This window comes from Sphingomonas guangdongensis, assembly GCF_900199185.1.
GTDB classification, from domain to species: domain Bacteria; phylum Pseudomonadota; class Alphaproteobacteria; order Sphingomonadales; family Sphingomonadaceae; genus Sphingomonas; species Sphingomonas guangdongensis.
In genome coordinates this window covers 1,213,396-1,236,141 of the sequence record NZ_OBMI01000001.1, presented here as the reverse complement: position 1 = coordinate 1,236,141, position 22,746 = coordinate 1,213,396, and the positions used below count along the sequence as shown (strand labels likewise).

Annotated in this window: 23 protein-coding genes; 10 read left to right on the top strand and 13 right to left on the bottom strand. The window is 67.0% G+C overall.

Annotation, left to right across the window (positions count from 1 at the left end; genetic code table 11):
- Positions 1-19 precede the first annotated feature (19 nt).
- A complete protein-coding gene (locus CRO12_RS06045) occupies positions 20-1,288 on the top strand; it encodes a DUF445 domain-containing protein (protein WP_245858225.1) in 1,269 nt (422 codons plus the stop codon).
- A 23-nt stretch (positions 1,289-1,311) separates the two neighbouring features.
- On the opposite strand, the gene CRO12_RS06040 is transcribed toward CRO12_RS06045, so the two are convergent.
- Positions 1,312-1,989 carry an HAD family hydrolase gene (locus CRO12_RS06040; protein ID WP_097063034.1) on the bottom strand — a complete coding sequence of 226 codons (678 nt, stop codon included), beginning with the start codon at positions 1,987-1,989 and terminating at the stop codon, positions 1,312-1,314.
- A gap of 62 nt (positions 1,990-2,051) precedes the next feature.
- Here CRO12_RS06040 and CRO12_RS06035 point away from each other — a divergent pair, with 62 nt between their 5' ends.
- From CRO12_RS06035 to CRO12_RS06020, 4 genes are read left to right on the top strand one after another with little or no spacing between them, the layout of a single operon-like run.
- Positions 2,052-3,140, top strand: coding sequence for an ABC transporter permease (locus CRO12_RS06035; RefSeq protein ID WP_097063033.1), 1,089 nt, complete (start codon positions 2,052-2,054; stop codon positions 3,138-3,140).
- Positions 3,140-3,952: an ABC transporter ATP-binding protein gene (locus CRO12_RS06030; RefSeq protein ID WP_097063032.1), complete on the top strand. Its 813-nt coding sequence runs from the start codon at positions 3,140-3,142 to the stop codon at positions 3,950-3,952. The genes CRO12_RS06035 and CRO12_RS06030 overlap by 1 nt, the downstream gene beginning before the upstream one ends.
- Positions 3,953-3,955: 3 nt before the next feature.
- Positions 3,956-4,921 (top strand): MlaD family protein, encoded by a 966-nt coding sequence (locus CRO12_RS06025; RefSeq protein WP_097063031.1) that lies wholly within the window; start codon positions 3,956-3,958, stop codon positions 4,919-4,921.
- An 8-nt stretch (positions 4,922-4,929) separates the two neighbouring features.
- Entirely contained in the window at positions 4,930-5,514 is a 585-nt protein-coding gene (locus CRO12_RS06020; RefSeq protein WP_097063030.1) for an ABC-type transport auxiliary lipoprotein family protein, read from the top strand.
- A gap of 70 nt (positions 5,515-5,584) precedes the next feature.
- Here CRO12_RS06020 and CRO12_RS06015 read toward each other — a convergent pair whose 3' ends face one another.
- Positions 5,585-6,220, bottom strand: a complete 636-nt coding sequence (locus CRO12_RS06015; RefSeq protein WP_097063029.1) for a peptidylprolyl isomerase — start codon at positions 6,218-6,220, stop codon at positions 5,585-5,587.
- A gap of 264 nt (positions 6,221-6,484) precedes the next feature.
- On the bottom strand, positions 6,485-8,215 hold the full coding sequence (locus CRO12_RS06010; protein ID WP_097063028.1) for an ABC transporter ATP-binding protein: 1,731 nt from the start codon (positions 8,213-8,215) through the stop codon (positions 6,485-6,487).
- A 113-nt stretch (positions 8,216-8,328) separates the two neighbouring features.
- On the opposite strand from CRO12_RS06010, the gene CRO12_RS06005 reads away from it, so the two are divergent.
- Together CRO12_RS06005 and CRO12_RS06000 are read left to right on the top strand one after the other, a co-directional pair.
- Positions 8,329-9,819, top strand: a complete 1,491-nt coding sequence (locus CRO12_RS06005; protein ID WP_218838858.1) for a glycosyltransferase — start codon at positions 8,329-8,331, stop codon at positions 9,817-9,819.
- Positions 9,812-10,804 carry a polysaccharide deacetylase family protein gene (locus tag CRO12_RS06000; protein WP_097063026.1) on the top strand — a complete coding sequence of 331 codons (993 nt, stop codon included), beginning with the start codon at positions 9,812-9,814 and terminating at the stop codon, positions 10,802-10,804. The genes CRO12_RS06005 and CRO12_RS06000 overlap by 8 nt, the downstream gene beginning before the upstream one ends.
- A 19-nt stretch (positions 10,805-10,823) precedes the next feature.
- On the opposite strand, the gene CRO12_RS05995 is transcribed toward CRO12_RS06000, so the two are convergent.
- The 4 genes from CRO12_RS05995 to CRO12_RS05980 form a co-directional block, all read right to left on the bottom strand.
- Positions 10,824-11,981, bottom strand: a complete 1,158-nt coding sequence (locus CRO12_RS05995; protein WP_097063025.1) for a glycosyltransferase family 2 protein — start codon at positions 11,979-11,981, stop codon at positions 10,824-10,826.
- A gap of 9 nt (positions 11,982-11,990) precedes the next feature.
- A complete protein-coding gene (locus CRO12_RS05990; protein WP_097063024.1) occupies positions 11,991-13,088 on the bottom strand; it encodes a glycosyltransferase family 2 protein in 1,098 nt (365 codons plus the stop codon).
- A 248-nt stretch (positions 13,089-13,336) separates the two neighbouring features.
- Positions 13,337-13,867 (bottom strand): hypothetical protein, encoded by a 531-nt coding sequence (locus CRO12_RS05985; RefSeq protein WP_097063023.1) that lies wholly within the window; start codon positions 13,865-13,867, stop codon positions 13,337-13,339.
- Entirely contained in the window at positions 13,864-14,361 is a 498-nt protein-coding gene (locus tag CRO12_RS05980; protein ID WP_097063022.1) for a hypothetical protein, read from the bottom strand. The genes CRO12_RS05985 and CRO12_RS05980 overlap by 4 nt, the downstream gene beginning before the upstream one ends.
- A 521-nt stretch (positions 14,362-14,882) precedes the next feature.
- Here CRO12_RS05980 and CRO12_RS17665 point away from each other — a divergent pair.
- Entirely contained in the window at positions 14,883-15,833 is a 951-nt protein-coding gene (locus CRO12_RS17665; RefSeq protein WP_144033532.1) for a hypothetical protein, read from the top strand.
- A gap of 51 nt (positions 15,834-15,884) precedes the next feature.
- Here CRO12_RS17665 and CRO12_RS05970 read toward each other — a convergent pair whose 3' ends face one another.
- Both CRO12_RS05970 and CRO12_RS17660 read right to left on the bottom strand, forming a co-directional pair.
- Complete coding sequence (locus tag CRO12_RS05970; RefSeq protein ID WP_097063020.1) at positions 15,885-16,781, bottom strand: DNA N-6-adenine-methyltransferase; 897 nt, start codon at positions 16,779-16,781, stop codon at positions 15,885-15,887.
- Positions 16,782-16,871: 90 nt separating this feature from the next.
- Positions 16,872-17,444, bottom strand: coding sequence for a hypothetical protein (locus CRO12_RS17660; protein WP_179640881.1), 573 nt, complete (start codon positions 17,442-17,444; stop codon positions 16,872-16,874).
- On the opposite strand from CRO12_RS17660, the gene CRO12_RS05960 reads away from it, so the two are divergent.
- Positions 17,443-18,570, top strand: coding sequence for a M48 family metalloprotease (locus tag CRO12_RS05960; protein WP_097063018.1), 1,128 nt, complete (start codon positions 17,443-17,445; stop codon positions 18,568-18,570). The two genes, CRO12_RS17660 and CRO12_RS05960, sit on opposite strands and share 2 nt — an antisense overlap.
- A gap of 137 nt (positions 18,571-18,707) precedes the next feature.
- On the opposite strand, the gene CRO12_RS18110 is transcribed toward CRO12_RS05960, so the two are convergent.
- The gene (locus CRO12_RS18110) at positions 18,708-18,812 is read right to left on the bottom strand and encodes an SOS response-associated peptidase (RefSeq protein WP_218838857.1); all 105 of its coding nucleotides are present in this window, start codon (positions 18,810-18,812) and stop codon (positions 18,708-18,710) included.
- 9 nt (positions 18,813-18,821) lie between these two features.
- Between CRO12_RS18110 and CRO12_RS05955 the strand changes: the two genes are divergently transcribed.
- Positions 18,822-19,304, top strand: a complete 483-nt coding sequence (locus CRO12_RS05955; RefSeq protein ID WP_097063017.1) for an energy transducer TonB — start codon at positions 18,822-18,824, stop codon at positions 19,302-19,304.
- A gap of 75 nt (positions 19,305-19,379) precedes the next feature.
- Here the strand turns inward: CRO12_RS05955 and hxsA are convergent, their stop codons facing one another.
- From hxsA to CRO12_RS05940, 3 genes are read right to left on the bottom strand one after another with little or no spacing between them, the layout of a single operon-like run.
- Positions 19,380-20,060, bottom strand: coding sequence for a His-Xaa-Ser repeat protein HxsA (gene hxsA, locus CRO12_RS05950; protein WP_097063016.1), 681 nt, complete (start codon positions 20,058-20,060; stop codon positions 19,380-19,382).
- The gene (gene hxsC / locus CRO12_RS05945; RefSeq protein ID WP_097063015.1) at positions 20,057-21,142 is read right to left on the bottom strand and encodes a His-Xaa-Ser system radical SAM maturase HxsC; all 1,086 of its coding nucleotides are present in this window, start codon (positions 21,140-21,142) and stop codon (positions 20,057-20,059) included. The genes hxsA and hxsC overlap by 4 nt, the downstream gene beginning before the upstream one ends.
- Entirely contained in the window at positions 21,139-22,551 is a 1,413-nt protein-coding gene (locus CRO12_RS05940) for a radical SAM protein (protein WP_097063014.1), read from the bottom strand. Before CRO12_RS05940 ends, hxsC begins: the two co-directional genes overlap by 4 nt.
- Between the last annotated feature and the right edge of the window lie 195 nt (positions 22,552-22,746).

Here is a 22,746-nt window from a genome sequence, read left to right as displayed (position 1 = left end):
TTCGGGGATTGTTTCGGTTATGGCATCCGCCGCACTGGCGCTCCGCGGCGCGGGCGCCCCCCCACCCGCGCTCCGCCGGATGCGCCTCCTCGCCACCGGGCTGCTGGTGGTGATGGCATGCGTGTACGCGTTTGCACGCAGCCAGGAGGCGCGTCACCCGGCGATCGGCTTCGTCCGCGCCTTTGCCGAAGCCGCGATGGTCGGCGGCCTCGCCGACTGGTTCGCGGTCAGCGCGCTGTTCCGCCACCCGCTCGGGCTGCCGATCCCGCACACCGCGATCGTGCCGCGCAACAAGGAGCGGATCGCGACGACGCTCGCCGGCTTCCTGCGTGAGAACTTCCTGATCCCGCGCGTGGTCGCCCGCCGGATGGGCCGGATCGACATCGCGGGTGCGGTCGGCGGCTGGCTGGCCAACCCGTCCGGACTCGGCAGCGGGCGGCTGCGGCGCGGCGCCTCCCGGCTGTTCGCCAACATCTTGGAATCGCTCGATCAGGAGCGGCTGGGCGGCATGGTGCGCTCGGCACTCGCCGGGCAGCTCCGCCGGGTCCAGGTCGCGCCGCTGATCGGCCGCGGGTTGCAGAGCGCGATCGCCGACAACCGCCACGTGCCGCTGATCGACGGCGTGGTGCGCTGGGCCGGCCGCACGATCGAGGCGAACGAGCCGATCCTGCGTGGCATGATCTCCAGCAAGGCCGGCTCCATCCTGCGCTGGACCGGGCTGGACGAAACGCTCGCCAACGCGATCCTCGACGGGCTCTACAAGCTGCTGCTCGAGATGGCGGACGATCCCGAGCACCCGCTGCGCGCCAAGGCCGAGGAGGGGCTGGCGACCTTCGCGCTCGACCTCCAGAACGAGCCCGCTGCGCAAGCCAAGGTGGAGGCGTTCAAGAACGACCTGCTCGACAATCCCGCGCTCGGCGACTGGTGGCAGGGCGTATGGGAAAGCATGCGCGCCGCCATGCTGCGCGCCGCGCACGACCCCGACCGGCTGCTCGCCGGGCAGCTCGGCGTCGCGCTGCGCCAGCTCGGCGAGACGCTTCAGAACGAGCCGCGCCTCGCCCGCACCATCAACCGCTTCGTGCGCCGCGCGGCCGTCGGCGCCGCGACCGATTACGGTGACGCGATCGTCCGGCTGGTGTCTGACACCATCCGCGGCTGGGATACGCAGACCATCACCGGCCGGCTGGAGAACGCGGTTGGCAAGGACCTGCAATACATCCGCATTAACGGCACGCTGGTCGGCGGGCTGGTCGGCTGCGCGATCCACGCGATCGACGTCGCCACGTGACGTATCGCCGCGCGCAACCCGCGCTACCGCCGCCAGTCGAGGATCGGCCAGCCCCGCTGCCTGGCCAGCTGGCGCAGCGGTCCGTGCGCGTTGACGGCGAACGCCTCGTCCGCGAACTCCAGCACCGGCGCGTCCGAGACATGGTCGCTGTAGAAGCGGATCGTCGCCGCCTCCCGCGCGATCCCCTCCCGCGCGAGCCACGCCTGCACCGCGCGCAGCTTGGCCGGGCCGTAGACGTTCTCGCCCTTGATCCGCGAGAGCAGCGCGCCGGCCGGATCGCTCTCGCTCTCCGTTGCGATCACGTCGTCGAAGCCCAGCCGCTCGGCGATCGCGCGAGCGTAGAAGGCGTAGGAGGCGGTCGCCATGACCAGGCGGTAGCCGGCCGCGCGGTCCGCCGCGATCCGCGCGCGCGCGCCGTCGAGCACGCCGGTTGCCACGACATGGTCGGCGAAGGCGGCGGTGATCGTCGCGACGTGCTCCTTCGCCAGCGACCCGCCGAGCAGCAGCCGCTGCATCCCCTGCTTCAGCCGGGCGCGATCGATCAGCTTCGCCGTGTACGCGAGTGCCATCAGCACCACCGCCGGCCACAGCGCGAGGCGCCAGCGCGCCCGGCCGCGCATGGCAAAGGCGAGGAACGGCGTCCAGGTCGGCAGCCGGGTGATGGTCCGGTCCATGTCGTAAATGGCAAGGTAACAGTGCATTGCGGCATCGTATCGCCCGATTGCCTTGCCGTTGCCACACGAATCGGGGAAGGGTGGCGCCGATGAACGCCGACTTTACCGATGAGGGGGGCACGCTGCGCTTCCGCGGCAGCCTGTCGTTGGCGCAGCTCGGCAACCTTCCGGAACGACTCGACCAGCAGGCGGGCGCGCGGACGCTCGATCTGTCAGGGATCGAGCGCATCGACACCGTCGGCGCCTGGGTGGTGCATCGTCACGCCACGCGGACCGGGGCCGAGATCACCGGGCTGTCGGACGACGGCCGGCACCTGATGGAGCAGGTCCAGCACGCCGACGAGCCGGTCGCGGTGCCGGCAAAGCCGGCCTCCCCGCTCCGCCGCGTGGTCGGCGAGATCGGCGACGCGACGGCGACTGCCGGGCGAACCATGCTGGGGCTCCTCGCCTTCATGGGCGCGACCACCATCGCCTTCGGCTCGATCATCCGCCACCCCGCGCGCTTCCGCTTCAACGCGACCGTGCACCGGTTCGAGGTGGTCGGGGTGTCCGCGCTCGGCATCGTCGGGCTGATGAGCTTCCTGATCGGCATCGTCATCGCGCAACAGGGCGCGGTGCAGCTCCGCCAGTTCGGCGCGGAGGTGTTCACGATCAACCTGGTTGGCCGCATCACGCTGCGTGAACTCGGCGTGCTGATGACCGCGATCATGGTCGCCGGCCGCTCCGGCTCGGCCTTTGCCGCGCAGCTCGGCACCATGAAGCTGACCGAAGAGATCGACGCCATGCGCACGATTGGCGTGTCGCCGATGGAGTCGCTGGTGGTGCCGCGCACGCTCGCCGCGATCCTGCTGATGCCGCTGCTCGGCTTCTACTCGTCGCTGATCGCGATCATCGGCGGCGGGCTGCTCTGCTGGCTCCAGCTCGACATCCCGCCCGTCACCTTCATGCAGCGCATCCGCGAAGTGGTGCCGATCACCGACCTGTACGTCGGGCTGGTCAAGGCGCCGGTGTTCGGCGCGATCATCGCGATCGCCGGCTGTTTCCAGGGCATGCAGGTGGAAGGCGATGCCGAGCAGGTCGGCAGCCGCACCACCGCCGCGGTCGTCCAGGCGATCTTCCTGGTCATCGTGCTCGACGCCTTCTTCGCGGTGTTCTTCACCTGGATCGGGTGGATCTGATGGCAGCCGACAACGACCCGATCATCAAGGTCCGCGGCCTCAAGAACGCGTTCGGCGAGCAGGTTGTCCACGACAACCTCGACCTCGACGTGCGCCGCGGCGAGATCCTGGGCGTGGTCGGCGGGTCGGGCACCGGCAAATCGGTGCTGCTCCGCTCGATCATCGGATTGCAGCCCCCCGTCGCCGGCGAGGTGGAGGTGTTCGGCGAGCCGACGCTCGACCGCGAAGAGACCGAGACGGTCGACATCCGCAAGCGCTGGGGCGTGCTGTTCCAGGGCGGCGCGCTGTTCTCCACGCTGACGGTGTCGGAGAACGTCCAGGTCCCGCTGCGCGAGTTCTACAAGGACCTAGATCCCGTGCTGATGGCGGAGATCGCGGCCTACAAGGTGGTGATGACCGGGCTGCCGGCGGAGGCTGGCCCCAAATACCCGGCCGAGCTGTCGGGCGGCATGAAGAAGCGCGCCGGCCTCGCCCGCGCGCTCGCGCTCGACCCCGAGCTCCTCTTCCTCGACGAGCCGACCGCCGGCCTCGATCCGATCGGCGCGGCGGCCTTCGACGAATTGACCAGGTCGCTCCAGCGGACGATGGGGCTGACGGTGTTCCTGATCACCCACGATCTCGACACGCTTTACGCCATCTGCGACCGGGTGGCGGTGCTCGCCGACAAGCGCGTGATCGCGGTCGGCACGATCCCGGAGCTGCTCGCGCTCGACCACCCGTGGATACAGGAATATTTCAACGGCCCGCGCGGACGCGCCGCGACGGCCAGCATCGAGCGCCAGGAGCGCTCATCGGCCGAGATGGTGAGGTAAGGCATGGAAACGCGGTCCAACCACGTGCTCGTCGGATCGGTGGTGCTGATCCTGCTCGCCGTGCTCGCCATCTTCATGGTGTGGCTGGCGCGGCTGGGCGTTGCCGAGAACAAGGAATATGACATCCTGTTCAAGCAGTCGGTCGACGGCCTCGCCAACGGGTCGGCGGTCAACTTCTCGGGCGTGCCGATCGGGCAGGTCAAGGAAATTGCGCTCTACCCGCCCGACCCGCAGCTGGTGAAGGTCCGCGTCAGCGTGCGGCCGGAAACCCCGGTGCTGCAGGGCACGACCGCGACCATCCAGGGCAGCTTCACCGGCACCAGCACCGTCCAGCTGGATGGCGCGAGGAAGGGCGCGCCGCCGATCGAGTGCCCGGCCACCAATACCCAGGCCGCCTGCCCGTTCGGCGTGCCGCTGATCCCGACCCGCGCGGGCGGCATCGGCGCCCTGCTCAGCTCCGCCCCGCAGCTGCTGGAGCGGCTGACGACGCTGACCGAGCGGCTGACCGGCCTGCTCTCCGACCGCAACCAGGCGTCGATCGCGGGCATCCTGGAGAACACCAACCGCCTGACCGACGCGCTCGCCGATCGCGGGCCGGAGATCGCGGCGACACTCGCCGAAACGCAGATCACCATCCAGAAGGCGGGGATCGCCGCGCAGCAGATCGGCAACCTCGCCGACACCACCAACGGCATCCTGGCGCAGGACGTGAAGCCCGCCATGGCGAACCTCAACCGCACGATCGGCGCGGCGCAGCAGAGCATGGAAACGCTGAACGAGGTGCTGACCGCCGCCAAGCCCGGGGTGCAGGGCTTCACCCGCCAGACCCTGCCGGAAGTCAACCAACTGGTGTTCGACCTGCGCCAGATGGCAGCCGCGCTCTCCAACGTTGCCGAGAAGGTCGATCGCGGGGGCGCGAGCTCGCTGCTCGGATCGTCGCGCCTGCCCGACTATGAGCCCAAGAAGTGAGGCCCCCGATGTTGAAGCTCGCCCGCCTGTCCGTCCTTCTGCCCGCCCTCGCGCTCGGCGGGTGCCTCAGCTTCGGGGAGAAGACCCCGCCCTCGCTGCTGACCCTGACTCCCGCCGCGACACTGCAGCCGGGCGCCACCCAGACCGCCTCGGCCGAGAGCGTGACCGTGGCGGTGCCGGTGGTGCCACAGGAGATCGCGACGCTGCGCATCCCCGTGCGATCGAGTGAGACCAACGTCGCCTACCTGAAGGACGCGCGCTGGGTGGAGCCGGTCAACCGTCAGTTCGCACGCGTCCTGTCCGACACGGTGGCGACGCGCACCGGCCGCACGATCGTCGGCCAGCGGATGTTCGGTGAGGCGGGCGTGAGCCTCGGCGGCGAGTTGCGCAGCTTCGGCGTCGATGTGCCGAGCAGCAGCGCGGTCGTCACCTTCGACGCCACGATCGTGCGTCGGCTGAACGCGCCGCTTGAGCGGCGCCGGTTCGAGGCGCGCGTGCCGGTTGCGGCGGTGGAGCCGCAGGCAGTGGCCGTCGCGCTCAATCAGGCCGCCAATCAGGTCGCGGGCGAGGTCGCCGACTGGGTCGGTCGGTAACGTCCGGGCGCCCTGCGCTCGCCGCCGCCCGACGTCGCCTTTCGCGCCGTCACCGGCGACAGGTCGGGCGCTAGATCCGCCGCGCGGAAACGATCCTGACCGGCGGCTGGAGCATCTGCCCCTTCATGATCCCGACCCCCATCGTCCTGGACGTGGGGCTCGCCAGGATCTTGCGGACGACATCCATCCCCTCGACCACGTGGCCGAAGGCGGCGAAGCCCGGCTCGCCCGGTTTCGCATCGAGCCCCGACATGTCGCCGACCATGATCGACCAGTCGGCGGTCGCGCTGCCCGGCGCGTTGCGCGCCATGGAGATCGCACCCTCCACGTGCTTGACCCCGGTCTTGTCGGTCGGCTCGTGCCGGATCGGCGGGAACAGCTTGGCCGTATCCCGCACTCCGGCCTGGATCAGCCCGCCGCCCCACTCGGTCGTCATCGCGCGGTAGAAGCTGATGCCGTCGAACCGCTTGGCATCGACGTAGCGCAGGAAATTGGCCGTGGTGATCGGCGCCCGCTCCTTTTCCAGCGCCAGCACGATCGGCCCGGCGCTGGTGACCAGCCGCACCATAACGAGCGCCGGCTGGGGCGTCGCGGCCGGCACCGGGGTGGCCACGGGCGCCGGCACCGCCTGCGGAGCGGCGGCCGGCGGCGGAGCGGCCTGCCCCATCAGGGCAAGCGACGCGAGCAGGGCGAATCGAGAGGTCATCACGCGATCATAACCCGGCCATGCCGCAATCGCACTCTTCGACACAACTGAAGGAGTTGGATGCCCGACAAGGATTCGAACCTTGATTGACGGAGTCAGAGTCCGGAATCAAGACGCAGATTTCCGTGACTTTTTGCCAGTTTGTTGCATCCTTGTTGCATGAAGATTTTGCAACAATCTGATACAACGTGTCACGCCAGGTCGTACTAGAGCATTCCTGACTAGGTGAGAAGGTGCTCTTCGGCCCCAAATTCAGTAGTCGGTTTACGCCGGCGGTGGAACTAGCGTTGCTCTTCCCTCGTCGATCAGAACCGCGTCATCACAGTGGCTGATCGTCTCGGTGCGGTGGCTGATCATGATCACGGTGGTTTCGGCCGGCAGGCCGCGTACAACCTGGATGATCTCGTCTTCGGTCATGCGGTCGATCGCGCTGGTTGCCTCGTCGAGGATCAGCAGGTCGGGCGCGCGGAGCAGCGCGCGCGCAATGCCGATCCGCTGGCGCTGCCCCCCAGACAGGGAGGTGCCACGGTCACCGACTTGCGTCTGCATCCCGTCGGGCAGTGCGGCGATGAAGTGGGCCTGGGCGCGCTCGGCGGCCTGATCGATGTCGGCATCCGAGGCGGAAGGCGATCCGAAAGCGATGTTGTCGGCGATGGTCCCGTCGAACAGCTCGAGGTCCTGCCCCGCCACCGCGACGCGCGCCAGCCAAGCCGATCGGTCGAGCTCGTCGAGCGGCACGCCATCGACCAGGATGCGGCCGGTCGTTGGCGACAGCAGCCCGCAGAGAAGGTTGACGATCGTCGACTTGCCCGCGCCTGATCGGCCGAGCAGCGCAAGCGACCGGCCCTTTGCGATCGTAAAGCTCAGCTCCGTTAGGACGGGCGTCGCTTCGCCCCGCGTCTCGTAGGAGAAGCTGACACGGTCGAACCGGATTTCACGTTCGAGCTCGTCAAAGGGGCGGGAGCCGGAGCCCATGGTCCCGGTCGTCGCGGGATCGAGCAGCCACTCGACCTCGCTCAGCCGCCCGGCGGCCGCCGCATAGGCGCCATTCGCCTGCTCAACGGCACGCAGGTGCGGCTGCGCGCGGTTGAGAAGCACCAGGAAGGTAGCCAGGACGGGCAGCGGCACCGCGATCGCGATCGCGATCAACAGCACGGTCAGGAACAGCAGGGCGTGCAAGGTCTCAAGCGCCGGCCATACCGCGCCCGACAGCCGCTCGATCGAGAACAGGCTACGGCGGAGCTGTTCACTGCTCGCCTCGAACCGGGCCTGCTCCGCCGCGGTCTGATCGAACGCCCTGATCACCCGCGCGCCGAAGATCGCAAACATCATGCGCGCCGCCAGGTGATTGTTGCGCTCGGTCACTCGGTGGCTCATTCGCCGGAGGCGCACCTCGAAGCGGGCTTGAACGAAGCGGGCAATGATCGCCCCGAGCAGCACCAGCAAGGACAAGCGCCATTCTATCGCCAGCAGCATGACGCCGAACGCCAGCGCGGTGGCCATCGCGCCGACTCGAGCGAACCGCGCCCGCGCCGCGTCGGCCGCCTGCCACGATTCGGTTCCGAGGATCTGAACCAGCCGGGCGGAGTCCGCGCGCAGGTGAAAGGCGAAGGGGGCGACCTCCAATCGCCGCGATAGGTCGTCGCAAATCGTCGCCGCAATCCGTCCATAGAGCGAGGCCGAGAAGATGCCGCCGGCGGTCGCAACCAGGTTCTTCGCGACTACCAGCATGAAGATGAAGCCGGCAATCAGCACCAGGCGATCCGACGAGTCCAGCCCACCGGCAACCGACGTAAGGTATTGCGCAAGCCGCCCTTCCGGCGGGGCTGTCGACGCCGATAATGTCGAGAGCAATGGGATGAGCATCCCGATACCGGCGCTTTCGAGCAACCCGGTCAGGACGGAGATCACGACGACGACCGGCACGGCCGACCGGAACCGATTGGCGAGCGCGGACAGGTGCGGGTGATCGCCGAACGGCTGGAAACCCCACATCGCGGGTAAATACTCCAATGAAGCCGCCGTGCTGCGTCGACCCAGGCTTAGGATTGTTTGTTGCACCTCCGCAATGCACGCTATGGTCTTTGCGGAACGTCAAGGGAGGCAGTGTGTCGAGCCAGGTGGCCGTCGTCATCACGACGTACAACGACGCGCACTTCCTGCAGGACGCGCTCGAGTCGGTGCTGGCGCAGAGCTGTCCGGCGGACGAGATCATCGTCGTGGATGATGGATCAAGGATCGATCCTCGCCCGCTACTCGCCAACTATGCGTCGGTCACCTTCATCCGTAAATCGAACGGCGGGTTGGCGAGCGCCAGGAACGTCGGGCTGCGTGCCGCGACACGTCAGTTCGTCCTGTTCCTCGACGCCGACGATCGCCTCACGCCCGCTGCGATCGAGACCGGCCTGTCGTGTCTCCGCGCCAACCCCGATGCGGTGTTCGCCCATGGCGGCCATCGCCGGATCGACAGCGCGGGTATGCCGATCAGCGCGGACAAGTTCGAGAAGGCCGATGGCTTTGCCGATTTGCTGACCGGCAATCGGATCGGCATGCATGCAACCGTGCTTTACCGTCGCGAGCCCCTGCTGGCGGCCGGCGGGTTCGACGAGCGGCTGGCCAGGTGCGAGGATTACGACGTCTATCTGCGGCTGTCGCAAACGGCAGCCATCGCGTGCCATCCGGCAATTGTCGCGGAGTATCGCTGGCACGGCAGCAACATGTCCCGCTACGCGCCGGAGATGCTGGCCGCGGTGCTCGACGTCCACGCCCGCTACCGCCCGGACGCACCCGGTCTCCGCGCGAGGTGGGACGACGGGCGACGCAATTTCACGAGCTATTACGAGGCGGAAGCGGCGATGGCGGACGGCGTGCAACCACGGCAATCGCTCTTGAGGCGGGGCGCGCGGCGCGTGAAGCGAACACTGCTTCGCAGCTGGCCGCCCGCACTCGGCAGCGTCCGGCCGGCCCATCTTGCGGGCGACCGCCCGATCAGCCTCGATTTTGGCTGGGATCGCGGGCTGCCGATCGACCGCTACTACATCGAGCGGTTTCTCCAGGCTCACGCGGCCGACATCCGCGGGCGGGTGCTGGAGGTCGGGGACGCGGCCTACAGCCGACGGGTCGGCGGTGCGCAGATCACGCAGCAAGACGTGCTCCACGTCAGTCGCGACGCGTCAGAGGCGACGATCGTTGGCAGCCTGGAAGACGCCGGAACGCTGCCGCGCGCAGCCTTTGATTGCATTGTTCTGACGCAGACCCTGCACCTCATCTTCGATCTGCAGGGCGCGCTCGTGCAGCTGGCCGACGCGCTCAGGCCGGGCGGCGTGCTTCTCCTGACGAGCCCAGGCATCTCGCAGCTCGACCGCGGTGAGTGGGGCGATACCTGGTACTGGTCCTTTACCGCGCCCGCGCTGCGCCGGCTGCTGCAGCCGCATTTCCCAGCCGGGAACTTCGATGTTCAGGCGCATGGCAACGTGTTTGCAGCCACGTCGTATTTGCACGGGCTGGCGGTCGAAGAGGTCGATACCAGGCGGCTCGACCCGGTTGACCCCGCCTATCCCGTGATCATCACGGTCCGCGCGCAGCGACCGAATGACTAGCCTCCTCTACCGTGCTGAACGTTACGCGTCGCGAATACTCACGCCCGCGCCGGCGATCCTTATGTACCACCGCGTCAGCCGGCCGCGCTTCGATCCCTGGGGTCTCGCCGTGTCCCCGGAGGACTTCGATGCGCAGATCGCCTGGCTTGCGTCGCACCGGTGGCCGCTACCCATGGACGATTTCGTCGCCGGATTGAGAAAGGGGCGGCTGCCCAGGAAGGCCGTCGCGGTCACCTTCGATGACGGCTATGTCGACAACCTGACCCACGCCAAGCCGGCGCTTGCGCGTCACGCTATCCCCGCGACCCTCTTCCTGACCACGGATCACGTCGCAGGCGGCGCTCGGTTCTGGTGGGACCGGCTCGCGGATGCGCTATTCGCCTCGACCACCGCGGCCGATTGGACGCTGTCGGTCGGCGGCGAGACGGTCCGCCTCAAGTGGGAAGCGACTACTGTTGCTGACCACCTCTGGCGCGCTTGGGAGCAGCCGAGCGGGCCACGCGAAGCGGTGTATCTGGCGACGTGGACGGCCTTGCAGCGCCTGCCGCTCGCCGCCCGTGAGGAAGTGCTGGCGCAGATCGAAGACCGCCACCCCACCCAGCCGGAACCGGACTCGCGCGCGATGACCAGTGATGAGGTGCGTGCTTTGGTCGCGGACGGGCTTGTCACGCTCGGCGGGCACAGCAGGTCCCATCCCGCGCTTACATCCCTTGATGCGTCCGACCTCCGCCGTGAACTCGCGGGCAGTCGCGATGTTTGCACTTCCCTGCAAGGCCGTCCCGTCGCCGGCTTCGCCTACCCCTATGGTGACATGGACGAGTTCGTGCGCACCGAAACCGCCGCCGCTGGCTACGCCTGGGCGTGCAGCACCGAGAGCACCGCTGTGCCTACTGAAGTCGCGGGAGAGCAGTTCTACTCGTTGCCGCGGATCGTTCCACCCCCACAGGGTGCCGCAGCACTGGCGAAGGTGCTTCGTCGCCTCTGACCCAACAAGCGATACCTTCTCAAACGTGCGAGGCGCCTGTCACAACCGGGCCACCGATCGGAAAGCGCGCGCCGCGATCCGGGTTGCGCGAGTCGGCGAGTAAGGCGTCATCTACGATCGGGAGTTCCTCGCCGGGTGAAGTGACCCGGTGAGTGACCACGATGTTGTACGCCCACCGGGGCGCGATCAGGGCGAGGCGCGGAACCAGCTTCCAATAGGTCCGGTAGCGACCATGCAGAGACGCCAGCGACAACAGCCAGCCGAGCACGTATTTGCGCCCGAGCTTCAGCGCGGCTCGAGCGGCGGGCACCTCGCGGCCGTGACGTCGTTCCACCCTGCGGAAGGAGCGATACATCTGCATACCGTCGCTCGACATGTTGGATACGCTTTGACGATAGCCGGTCAGGAACTCGCGAACGACCGCGAACTTGTGCCGCCTCGCAACCCGCAGGTAGAAGTCGATGTCCTCGCAGCCTTGTGCCCCCACCTCTCGCAGGGTCGGATCGAACCCGCCGACGGCGCGTGCGACGTCGGTGCGGACCAACGCTGCGCTCCCGTTGCCGACGAAGTTGATCTTGCACAGCTCGTCGTGCACCCATCCCTCATGCTCTGATCGTTGGCTCTCGGCGACAATCCTGCCGGAGCCGTCGATATGCGTCGACCAGGTGTAGGCCAGTGCACAATCGTCGCCCATGCGCCACATCGCGGCCAGCATCTTGGACGTGCGCTCGGGTGCACACAGGTCATCTGCATCGACGAACGCAACGTAGGAGCCCTCGGCTTCTGCCAGGCCGGCATTGCGAGCCCGAGCGACGCCGCCGTTACGCTGCTGAATCAACCTGACCCGGGGATCAGCAGCGGCATGCGATGAGGCGACCGCGGCAGTTGCATCACGGGAGCCATCATCGACCACAAAGATCTCGAGCCGCTCGAACGTCTGGTTCCGCAAACTGGTCAGAGTAGCGTTCAGCGTATCCTGCGCATTGTAGGCCGGAACGACGATCGACACGAGCGGATGGTCCAAGCCCCCCGCGTGCCGCGCGCGCGCCGGTAGTCGCGCCGTCGGCACCTTTGGCGTGCGCAGATAGAAGAGGATGCCCGCGAAGAAGCCACTAACCTGATCGGCTAAGAATGCCGTTCGCGCCGAACGCTTTCCGGCGAGACGGCGAGTGAGCAATCGTGCATATCACGCCGGCAGCGTGACAAGGAGGCGCCGCAGGTCGCCTAAGCCGGGGACGCGCTCATGCTGAACGAGCAGAGCGGCGACGTGGCCCTTCGAATAGGCTCTGATCTGCCGCCTCAAGCCGGCACGGTCCGACCGATGTTCATGGAGCGCAATCGCGCCTGGTTCGTAGCGACAACGACCGCCGTTCGTCAGAATGCGGTGCCAATATTCCGAATCACCGCTGCAACCCGCGGCGCCTGCATCGAGCCGCTCATCGAACAACCCCAAACGCTCGAAGCAGCTGCGCCGAAACGCCATACTGGCGCCCGCCCCAACTTCCCAGGCCGGAATACCCGAGCGTGAGTGCGCTGTGACGAAGTCAGTCCCGAAATCTTGGCAAACGAAGCCACGGCCAAAGCCCCATTGCCGCTCAAACGTCCACTGAGCGTCGGTCTCAAGGGCGAGTGGCAGGACAAGGCCGGTGACTGCGTCGACCGCTTCATCATCGTCGAAGGCGCGCACCATGCGCTCCAGCCACCGTGGATGGAGGACGACGTCGTCATCCGTGAACAGGACGATGCGCCCCGTTGCCGATCGCACGCCGGCGTTGCGGGCGATGTCGAGACCGGGTCGGTCCTCACGGACATAGGTGACCCCGGCCATCGACGCGACGGCGCGCGTTCGATCATCGACGGAGGCGTTGTCGACCACCAGGACCTGCGCGGCGCGGCAACTCTGGTGCGAGAGCGCGTCCAAACAGCGCGCTAGTTCATCTGGGCGGTCCCGAGTGCAGACTATGATCGTTGCGTCGACATCGAAAGCGACGGTGGCATCAAGCCTAGAGAGTGCTTCTGCCTCTTCCAGTAGTTCCGGCGAGACCGAAATCGCCTCGCCGACTGGCTCTCGTCTGAGGTCCGGTCCGCTGGTAAGAACGGCTTGCCCAATCACGCGATCTTGATGCCAGAGTATGTAAAAGCCGGGGCTCGTTACACTTGCTGTCGGTGGCGAACTAAGAAAATCGAGGTGCACGACCCCGCCCCTGACCGGCGCCTGCCAAGCCAAGTGATTGATTGCAGATCCATCGCCTGCAGAACCGCTCTGATCAAGGTTGAGGGGCATGTTTTCATGCTATGTTGAGAAGTGACGTTAGTAGAACTCATTTTTGAGATGACAATCGATAGGTTTGGTTCGGCACGTTCTATAACGAGACAGATATTTCTGATGGTATTGCGGCACGGTCGCGTGGCAGCTTCCTCCCGAGTATGAGCTAATGGGTGAGTGGGCAGGGCGGATCTGACGCGCCGAGAGCGTCAACGACAAAGTCAGCTAGCAACACTTCTTATCCGCCCTGCCGGTCTCGCGCTCCGCTACGCCATTCCAATCACCTGCCATCCGGCGATCAGCTCGGCCTTCGTCGGCATCTCGAATCGCCCGAACTCCTGCACCAAAACTCGGACTGGCCAGAGCAGGTGCAGGTGCGGCTTATGCTTGCGCCCCGCCAGCGATGGCACATGATGGACCATCAGCACCGCCAGCCCGCGCCCGTTCAGGCTCGCGCGCGCGAACTGCCGTCCGAGCTCCCAGGCGTGGTGGTGCGGCAGGTCATGCGCGAAGCGCACGGTGGTGATCCCGCATAAGTCCTGCTGATCGGGCAGCAGCTGCTCCTCATAGGTCCGCACCAGCGTGAGCGGACAGCGCATGGCAGTCGCTGCATGGCGCGGCAGCAGCACCTCGTAATCATAGGCGTCGATCTCGCCGCGGCGGTGCGGATCGAGACGACGCGCCATGGCGCGATCGACCGTGTTGACGCGGCCCGCATGGTTGCGGCGAATGATGCCGTGGGTCAGATCGATACCGGCGAACACGGATCCGGGCTGGGGCGTGTAGTCGAGGCTCACCGGTGCAACTCCACGACGTTGGTGGAGTGCCCAGCAAGCGCGACAATCGACGCGAGCGCCTGCTCCTTGCCGTGCGTGAGCGCTCCGGCGTCGCTCGTAGGCGCACGCGCCGCGAGCTGCAGCCCGCAGCCGTCCAGCCGTACCCAGAGACGCCGCCGGCCCAGCGTCATCCAGCGCGTCCCCTCATACTCCAGCAGCGCCAATCCCCGGAACGCTTCGAAGCTGCCGGCGACGCGCATCGCGACATCAACGGACACGCCGGCATCCGTCCGATATGTTAGGTGCGCCAAATCGGCGCCGAAGTGCCGGGCCACCGTCTCCAGCTGGTCGGCGCCGAGCCGCGCGAAGTGCGAACTCGCCATCAGGATCAGCGAGGGATTGGTGTAACGGACGCCGCTGGGCAACGCTCGGGCGGCGAGTGGTGTCGAGATGCTATCGTGCAGCGGTTCGGAGAGGTAGCGCAGCGCTGCTGCGGCAGTGCAGTTGGTCGTCATCAGGTAGGTTCCAGGTTCGAGAATGGCAGGCAGCTGCCGGCCATGACCCTTTCCTTGTTCGGGGCAGGATCGCCCTGCTCAACCCTTCTAACCCACCTTGCTCCAGAGCGACTCAGGCTAGAGGCCTGAGCGCAGTCCCGCCTTCCGGAACCATGTCAGCGGCATGGTGGAGGACCCGGCACCCGCATCGCGGGGCCGTCTGCTCGCGTTCGGCGTAGCCGGAATGAGAGCCGCGAAATGTAAAAATCGGGGCTGCACCATTTTTGCGGTATTGCGCCTAACTTGTGAGGGATGTCAGAGCTTAATCTCTGACCTACCCGAGAGGGGCGATCCGACGGGGATCGCGAAAACTCTGACATAGTAAGCAGCGCGCGGGCGCCGCCGCGGGCGACTGCTTAATGCTATGTCAGAGATTTGTCGGCTACTTTGCACACGAGCGGCTGCTGGGAACGTGGCGCGAGTGAGATCGGCACCCACGACGCCGTTGTTTGTTGGCTATGGCAAGCGGAGGTAAGCCGGACGTGAGTGCCCTGACAAAGAAGCCGAACGGCGGCAGGTTCACCCTTGAGGATCTGGTCGACCAACCAGGAGCCAAGAGGATCCTGGAACTGATCCTCTCCATGGCGCTGGCGCCAGGTGGAGAGGTATCGCCAGACAATGAAAGTCTGGTCGCCCTGCGACGGGAGGGGACGAGGGAACAGGTCCTGCAGGATCTGGTCGCGCTCCTCGCGCCACGCAACGTCAATCCGGCCCTGTGGCTCAAATGGCTCAGTGGCGACGGTGAGCCTTACACGCCTTCGAAACTAGCTCGAGCGGGCTCATCCAAGCACGCCTCCGGCCGCGTCCTTGATCGCGCCAGCGACCGCATCGGGACGCAGCGTCAACGACGCGACCGCGCTCGAACGAAGTTGGAGGAAGCACGAGAGGAGCTTGACCGCGAGGAGCAGGCGCTCGCCACCGCTCAGGCGATGGACAATGCAGTGCTCATGTGGGCGGTCAGCGAGCACCTGGCGAGGATCATTGGTCCGGTGTTCGCGATGGGGCCGGCGTGGACGCTCATGCGTATCTGCAGCGCTCATATTACGCGGAGCGACATGGACGAAGAGCTAAGCCGCTACTCGGAAGGCGATCAAGAATATGCTGAGGAGCAGTTCCGCCGCGATCGCACGGATCAGTCAGCACTGATCCTCGACGCGCTCGACCTGTGGTCCGGCGATGATGAGTTCGAACACGAGATGCGCATGGCCATCTCCGACGTTGCTCGTCGATACAGGGTTAAAAAACGCGATCAGAGTAGCGTGCCGCCACGCAAGCGCTCCGCCAGAGATAAGACCAACAGCGCGCGTCCAGATGCCGCAACTGATCGGAACGAAGTGCTTGACGGCTTCGCCGCTGATCCGGGCAGTGATCGCTCAAACGTCGGGAGCGCGTCGCGAGCCGAGCGCGACGATGACGAAGAGCGCTTCTACTGACCTGATGGTGGCTCTACGATAGAGCACGTGCCGGCAGCACCGCTGCTTCAGTCAAGTCGGTTGCCGACTGATCCGGTAACCCGGCGCTAATCGCGCGAACGCCTCACGCTGCTCCGTTGTCGACCCGAGGGCGACAAAAGCGAGACTGAAGGGTGTATGCTGGCGTTTGCCGCTCGGTGTCAGGAACGGCACACGACCCTGCAGCAAGTAGATGTGCGCGACAGGGCTAAGGGTCGAATGGAACCAGGCCGAGTCAAACCTGGCCGGCACAAGGCAGACGACCGTCTTAACGTTCCCGATTTGCCACTGGTCGTGCGCGCGGCGTAACCACGTCAGCTGCTCGCTAAACGGCGGATTCACGTAGGCGAGCTTACCCGACCAACCATCACGAAGCCCGTCGCCACCTTCGGACAACAAGATCTCGCGACCCGCCACCACGGAGCTCAACGTGTTCGCGCAGGGATCGAGGTCGATCTCGCCGAACGCTTGCTCGATCATCGCCAGGAACTCCGGTGGTGTGAAGCGGCTGTCACGGTCCTCCTTGTCGCCCTGACCCCAGTATGCGCGCTCCTGTGCTCGGCGCCGGACCTTTGGCGCGAGCACAGCCAGCATCCGCTCCAGGCTGGCGACGGTGCCTCCACCTTCCTCAAGGCTGGCGAGCGTCTTGCGCGAGACATCGGCCTTCGTTGCGAGCGTGCTCAACGAAAGCGAGCGCCGCTGGCGCGCGGCCCGCAACTGTTCCGCAAGCGTGCGACCGGGAGCGAGCCCGGTCAGCCGAAAGTCGAGGGCGTCCATCACTGCGACGAGGGTCTGCACGGAGCCCGTGCCCGCTTCCAGTCGCTTGATAACTTGCTGTGTGACGGCGATCCGGCCTGCAAGCGCGCTCTGCGTTAGACCCTGAGAGCGACGCGCTTCTCGGAGCTGACGGGTCAAATTGTGATCTGTCATCGGATCAGATTGTGCGCAGTAGATTGGGAGTGATTAGCGTCGGCGAGTCTCATTGGGGCCGCCCACCGAAGGCTAGTCGGGCTTTGAGGCTCAAACGCGAGGTCCTGTGCGTCGTGCTGCCACGATCGCTCTGATTTCTTCCGCGAGGCTGGTGACTTCACGCTCGTTGAAGGTGGCGAGGAGGGCCGCGTCGATCCGATGGCGCTCGAACAGAAGGTCGAGCAGCGCGCGGGCACCGCCGTAAACGCCATCGACAAGCCGAAACAGGGTGTCAATCTTGTGCTTCCGTTGGGCTGACATCACCAGAGCGAGTTCGCGCTCAATCATTTGTATTCGGATCACTTCTTCGGATGTGCTTGTGACCAGCCGGATCAGTTCATCCTGCCTCTTAAGCAACTGCTTCTTTAAGGCACCTTCGCGAACTACGAGTGGCGTCGTGGTGCCTCTTGGATTCCGAGCTCGCGCCGCAGCGTACGCATCGACTCTGTTCATCATGTCGAGCGTTTCCCGCTCGATCTGCCATGCCGATGGTACTCCAGCTCTTATGTTTCGTCCGACCGCTTCGATCCTTGGCCCAGCCGAGCGCGATCGATCCGTTCCGGATGCTTCTCGCGGCGCAGGATCGACGGTTGCCGAACCGCACGAGTAGGGTGCGGATGTCATGCCTACTCCGCTGAACGACGCCGCTGCCGACCTCTGGTCGCAGATCTTCGAGCGCATCGCCGCTCACCCCGGCGCGGCGATCAACGATCCCGAGCACGATCACGCCGCTGACGACGTCGTTATGCGCGCTGGCTTCGCCGGTGCGGGATGGAGCGAGGACGAGATATCCGGGATCGTGGCCGCTGGGAAAAGCGCCGAGGAGAAGGCGCCGTCGACCAGCCCGGGAGTGAGCCGGGCCGCCGAGGCGCGCCACGCCATTCTCTGCGGCGACGTGGAGGCGGAGATGGCGCGTCAGCGGCTCGACTCGCACGCCTTAGTCGCCCGCGGCATCGAGCCACGCACAGGACCGTTCGCGTCCAAGATCGGCGTGGTCATGACCGAGCAGAGCATCATCGCGGTGGGCTCGTTCACCTACCGGTTCTGCGGCCTGGTCGCGAAGGCGTTCACGCGCACGCTTCGCCTTGAACCCGGACTCTGGGAACCTGACGACTTCACGCCCGCCCGGGCGAGGACGTTGCTGCGACGCAACCCCGCGGTGCTCATCTATTGGTTGCGCATCCACCTCTCCTTCGCGCTCACGGGCACCAACCTCACCGTGCCGTTCAAGCCGAGCACGAAGGAGGAGATCGTGCTCGTAGAACAGGTCGCGCGCGCCATGGAGATCTTCATTGTCGCGCATGAATATGGGCATCATCACTTCGGCCACGGCCGCGACGTCGAGGCCGACGCCCATGCCGAAGAGTTCGGGGCGGATCAGTTCGCGTTGCGGATCGGCGCGCCGCTCGGTCTCCAGGAGCGCTTCTGGAACCCTTATCTCGAGTCCGGCGCCGGGGGAGCGATCCTGCTTATGGCCCTCGAGACGCTGCGCCACTTCGAAACCTTCCTCGGCGGCCGGGTGCCGGTCGCCGACACGCACCCGGTGGCCAGCGCGCGGATCGACGCGTTCGACACGGTCGCTTTGATGGAGCCAAGGCGCTTCGCGGCCTTGAAGGGCTACCGCACCGCCAGCCGAAGGCTGATGGCGGTGGTGCACGAGCTCATGGACGAGATCCTGGCGGGCATCCCGGTGGAGCTGCGCGCTTCGTTGACGCGGATGCGTGCGGAGCTCGCGGCCGAGCTCCCTTGAGGTGAGCGGCGGGAACCGTTCGCCTTGCCGATCCTTCTGATCCGTCTGCGACGCGTCGGCGTCGAGACTACGGACGGCGTCGACGGCGGCGCTCCCCGCCGGCGGTCCGCAGGCCGTCGGCGGGGGCAATGGGTCGATCAGTCCGAGGTCATCAGCTGAGCCGGATAGGGCTGCGCCAGCTTCGCGGCGGGAGCGCCGTCGAGCCAGCGTTGTTCATCCTCGTCCTTGAGGATCACCGGCATCGCCTTGGGATGGATCGGCCGACCACGCTGTTCGGTTCGCACGTCAGGAAGGCGAAGGTGATGCCGGCGCTCGACGGTCGCCAGATGCCCGCAAAGCTGAACATCGGCCGGGAGGGCACGGCGAACCAGTGGAGCGGCAGCTTGCCATCGGGACCGCGCACCATCGCCGACGATCCGTTCGCGAGCAAGGACCGGGCGCGACCGGCCGAACCGGTCGGCAATCCCGCGATGTGGGTGTCCGCGGACGACTACCCGCCTGCAGCGATCAGGGGCGGCGAGGAAGGACGCGTGCAGGTCGTCCTGACCGTCGATCGGACCGGTCGTGTCGGTGGATGCGACGTGAAGGCGCCGAGCGGCTCCGCGCTACTGGACCAGGCCATGTCCTCGGTGCTGACCCGGCGCGCCCGTTTCCGACCCGCGCTCGGGGACGACGGGAAGCCGACGGAGGGTCGCTACGAGCGGACGATGATCTGGGCGCTGCCGCAGTCCTGATCCTCGCTCCTCGACCAGGGTGATCGGCGCAGGCTGCCGCGACGATCTGGGCACCGCCACCCTTAAGCCGGCGCGCTACTGTGCCGCGATCTTCAGCGCGTCCAGCACCTCCGGCGTGATGGTTCCGGTCACCGGCAGCTTGAAGTCGGTCTGGAATCGCCGGAGCGACGTTCGCATATCGGCGCCGACCGCACCGTTCACCGTCCCGTCGTAGTAGCCGTAGGCCATGAGGCCCAGCTGCACCCGCCTCACGATCGATGTGAAGAGTTCGCTGCGACCGCTGAGCGTGCGGAGCTCCGAGCCGCCGCCCGCCTCCGGCGGGGCGGGAACGGGTGGAACCGTGGCGTCGTCATCGACTCTGGGCGTCGCGAAGAGACTCTGCGCGCGTGAACGCGGAGGCCTCGCGTAGCCGCCGGTCGGGGTCGAGGGCGTCGGCGCTGGCGCTGGCGTGTAGACCCGCGCCGCCGGTGGCGGCGTGTAGACCGGCGCGCTCGGGACCGAGTATCCGCCGTATCCGCCGTATCCGCCTGAGCTGGACCGGTGGCTGCTGTGTGAACGATGGCTGCTGTGGCTGCGGTGCGATCGATGCTGCGCGAGCGTGTAGGCGTGGTCCAGCTTGAACAGTCGGAACAGCCTGCCCTTGCCGTCGTCGTCGACTTTCGTCGTGGATGGCTGGGGCACGTCGGCCTCCGCGTTGCCCGCCGCCCCGATGCCGGCGGCGAACAGGCTCGAGATCAGGAAGCGCACCTTCTTCATATCGGTCTCGCCATCTGGATCATCTCCTCCTCGGGGTGCCACTCGAAGAACCCGGTGCAGTCCGCCTTGGCCGAGCAGGCGTCGCAGGCGGGAGCGTAGCGGCGCTTCCAGTCGGAGATCGAGGCGGGTGCGAGCGGCCGGTAGGCGTCCGGCACCGTGCAGCGTGGAAAGTTGAACAGGCGCACGTCGACGCCGTGAAGCAGGGCGTGATCGACGGCGATGGCGACGGAGGCGAAGTCGACCTCGTGGGCGAAGCGAAGCGAGCTCCATCGGCCGCGAGCGAAGCCGGCGTTCTCGAGCTGCATGATCGACCAGCTCGCGACGAAGCCGAGGCGGGCGGTGACGTGCCGCGCGAGTTGGGGAAGGCACGGCGCGTTGTCGGAGAGGAGCACCGTCCTGAGCTCGACGGCGGCGCCTGCGAGCATGAGGTGGGCAAGCGTCTCGCCCAGTCGATCGAACGCGCCCTTCTTGCCGACGATCCTGTCGTGCAGTTCCGCATCGGAGGCGTAGAGCGGGATGCCCCAGGTCACGCGGTCGAAGGGGCCGCCGCGGAGCCGCGCGACGTCCTCACCGTCGAAGTGCTGTCCGTTGGTGAGGACGTGGAACGACAGGTCGGAACGCTCGGTCAGAACGCGCTCGAGCATGGCAAGGAGCCGTTCCTTGTAGAGCGTCGGCTCGCCCCCGGACACGCCGATCACCGCGTCGGGCTCGGCGAGCAGGCAGGCGCGCTCGAAATGGTGGAACCGGTCCTCGTGCGTCTTCTTGGGTGGTTGCGAGCACATGACGCAGAGCTGGTCGCAGCGCTCCGTGACGAGCAGCGTGTTGTGGTCGGAGCCGGCGCGGAGCAGCCGCTGCGCGCGGCCCCGGTCAGGCTCGACGAGCACGACGTCGCCGTTCAGCTCCTCCGCTTGGGCGCCGCTCAGCTCGAAGAGACCGAAGCGCCCGAGGAACGCCGCCGCGCCGTCCGCGCTCCCCAGGAGCGGCGAGTCGTCCTGTCCGGATCCGACCCGTCCATCCGTGCGGAGCCGCGTGACGAAGCTCAGTTCGGCCTCGGCCGCGGCCGGGAGCGTAAGCGGGATCAAGCGTGATGGATCCCGAGCGCGGGCGGATCGCCGGGCAGGCCGAGCCAGCGTGCGACGGAGTGGCGGACAGCCGAGTCGTCGTCGTGGATCAGATCGAAGGCGAGATCGAAGGCGTGCGTCTGCCGGCGGCAGAAGTCCGTGTCCCGTCGGGCCACGTCGATGCGACCGTAGCGGGCGATGTCGTCCACCATGTCACGGCCGCAGTAGGGCTGGAAGGCGCAGCGGGAGCAGGCCGGATCGTGGACGTTGTCCGAGTGCGCGTTGAGCAGGTCGCGACGGGCTGCATCAACGCCGCTCGACACGTGCCCGATCGACAGGTCGATGACGCCCGAGCGGGCCAGCATCCGGGCCTCGTCGGTCGGGTAGAGCGTGCCGTCGTGGTCAACCACGAGATAGTCGATGCCCATCGGATTCGGGTTACGGAGGTCCACGTGGTTGTCGACGCCCGGGCGGAAGATGCGCCGAATGCAGAGCGCCAGGTGGCTCTCCTCGATGACCCGCGACCGGTCGGCCCAGTTCCGCTCCACGATCCGCCGCACGAAGCGCTCGTGGTAGGCGAGCCACGCTTCGCCGGGATCCGCGGACGCCGAGTGTCGCTTCCTCGCGAATCCGTGATACACGATCGGCCGAAGCGGGATGCTGTTCATGCCCCGCCCGACGTAGGCCTCGATCAGCGTGTCGACGTCGGGCGGCGCGAGCGGGTCGACCGTCGGGAGGGCGGCCACCTTGTCGGGCCCGTATCTCGCCAGCAGCAGGTCGAGATTGCGTCGGAAGACGTCGTCCGCGTGCACCGACCCGGTCCTGTTCCGCCGGTGGGTGTCCGGGTCGCCGTCGAGCGACGTGCTGACCAGGACGTCGGGATCGTCCAGGATGGCGAGCGTCTCGTCGTCGAGCCGCGACAGATTGGTGCAGATGACGATCTGCCGCCGAGGGAAGCGGCGAGCCCGCTCCATGACGGCGGTGATCAGGTCGGGACGGAGCGTCGGCTCTCCGCCCTGGAACTCGAGCTTGACGCTGTCCGACTCCAGTCCGTCGAGCATGCGCAGCACCGCATCGAGCGTGCCCGGCGTCCAGTCGTAGCCGACGCTCCCGATCGCGGCGCGGGACACCTGGCAGTAGCTGCAGGCGAGGTCGCACCGGAGCGTCGGGACGAGGATGAGGTAGTCGAGCTGCGTCGGCGCGCAGGTTCGTCGGGCGATGCCGCGCAGGTGAGCGAGATGGGCAAGATCGCGCTCGCGTCCGTAGGCATGCCCTTCGCGCAGGAGAAAGGCTCGGTCATCCGGCGAGAGACGGCGGTCGATGATCCTGTCGAGGAACGCCTCGTCCGTGGAGAAGAAGCGGCCGGCGTCGTTGACCGCGAGCGCGCGTCCGTTTCGCAGCGGATGGAAGCGGAGCGGTAGGGGCGTCACCCGTGCAGAGCCTCGGCGGCTCGGGCGCGTTCGTCCCGGCCGCGTCGCCACTCGAGCTCCGAGGCGAGCGCCGCCTTGCTGATCAGACGCGCTTGCGCGTCCGAGAGCGTCGCGGTCGCCGAAGCGCCGGCGGTCTCGGGTTCCCGACGTGCTGCGCCGTCTTCAGCGGCACTCGGACCGATGAACGCTGCGACT

Excerpts from the sequence above, each read along its gene's own strand:
- CRO12_RS18110 (WP_218838857.1), bottom strand. The coding sequence starts at position 18,812 with ATGCCGGTGATCCTCAAGGACGAGGATGAACAACGCTGGCTCGACGGC.
- CRO12_RS06030 (WP_097063032.1), top strand. The coding sequence starts at position 3,140 with ATGGCAGCCGACAACGACCCGATCATCAAGGTCCGCGGCCTCAAGAAC.
- CRO12_RS05970 (WP_097063020.1), bottom strand. The coding sequence starts at position 16,781 with ATGACAGATCACAATTTGACCCGTCAGCTCCGAGAAGCGCGTCGCTCT.
- CRO12_RS06045 (WP_245858225.1), top strand. The coding sequence starts at position 20 with ATGGCATCCGCCGCACTGGCGCTCCGCGGCGCGGGCGCCCCCCCACCC.
- CRO12_RS06015 (WP_097063029.1), bottom strand. The coding sequence starts at position 6,220 with ATGACCTCTCGATTCGCCCTGCTCGCGTCGCTTGCCCTGATGGGGCAG.
- hxsA (WP_097063016.1), bottom strand. The coding sequence starts at position 20,060 with ATGAAGAAGGTGCGCTTCCTGATCTCGAGCCTGTTCGCCGCCGGCATC.
- CRO12_RS06040 (WP_097063034.1), bottom strand. The coding sequence starts at position 1,989 with ATGCACTGTTACCTTGCCATTTACGACATGGACCGGACCATCACCCGG.
- CRO12_RS06000 (WP_097063026.1), top strand. The coding sequence starts at position 9,812 with ATGACTAGCCTCCTCTACCGTGCTGAACGTTACGCGTCGCGAATACTC.
- CRO12_RS05990 (WP_097063024.1), bottom strand. The coding sequence starts at position 13,088 with ATGCCCCTCAACCTTGATCAGAGCGGTTCTGCAGGCGATGGATCTGCA.
- CRO12_RS05955 (WP_097063017.1), top strand. The coding sequence starts at position 18,822 with ATGGATCGGCCGACCACGCTGTTCGGTTCGCACGTCAGGAAGGCGAAG.
- CRO12_RS06020 (WP_097063030.1), top strand. The coding sequence starts at position 4,930 with ATGTTGAAGCTCGCCCGCCTGTCCGTCCTTCTGCCCGCCCTCGCGCTC.
- CRO12_RS06025 (WP_097063031.1), top strand. The coding sequence starts at position 3,956 with ATGGAAACGCGGTCCAACCACGTGCTCGTCGGATCGGTGGTGCTGATC.
- CRO12_RS17660 (WP_179640881.1), bottom strand. The coding sequence starts at position 17,444 with ATGACATCCGCACCCTACTCGTGCGGTTCGGCAACCGTCGATCCTGCG.
- CRO12_RS06010 (WP_097063028.1), bottom strand. The coding sequence starts at position 8,215 with ATGTGGGGTTTCCAGCCGTTCGGCGATCACCCGCACCTGTCCGCGCTC.
- CRO12_RS05960 (WP_097063018.1), top strand. The coding sequence starts at position 17,443 with ATGCCTACTCCGCTGAACGACGCCGCTGCCGACCTCTGGTCGCAGATC.
- CRO12_RS05980 (WP_097063022.1), bottom strand. The coding sequence starts at position 14,361 with ATGACGACCAACTGCACTGCCGCAGCAGCGCTGCGCTACCTCTCCGAA.
- CRO12_RS06035 (WP_097063033.1), top strand. The coding sequence starts at position 2,052 with ATGAACGCCGACTTTACCGATGAGGGGGGCACGCTGCGCTTCCGCGGC.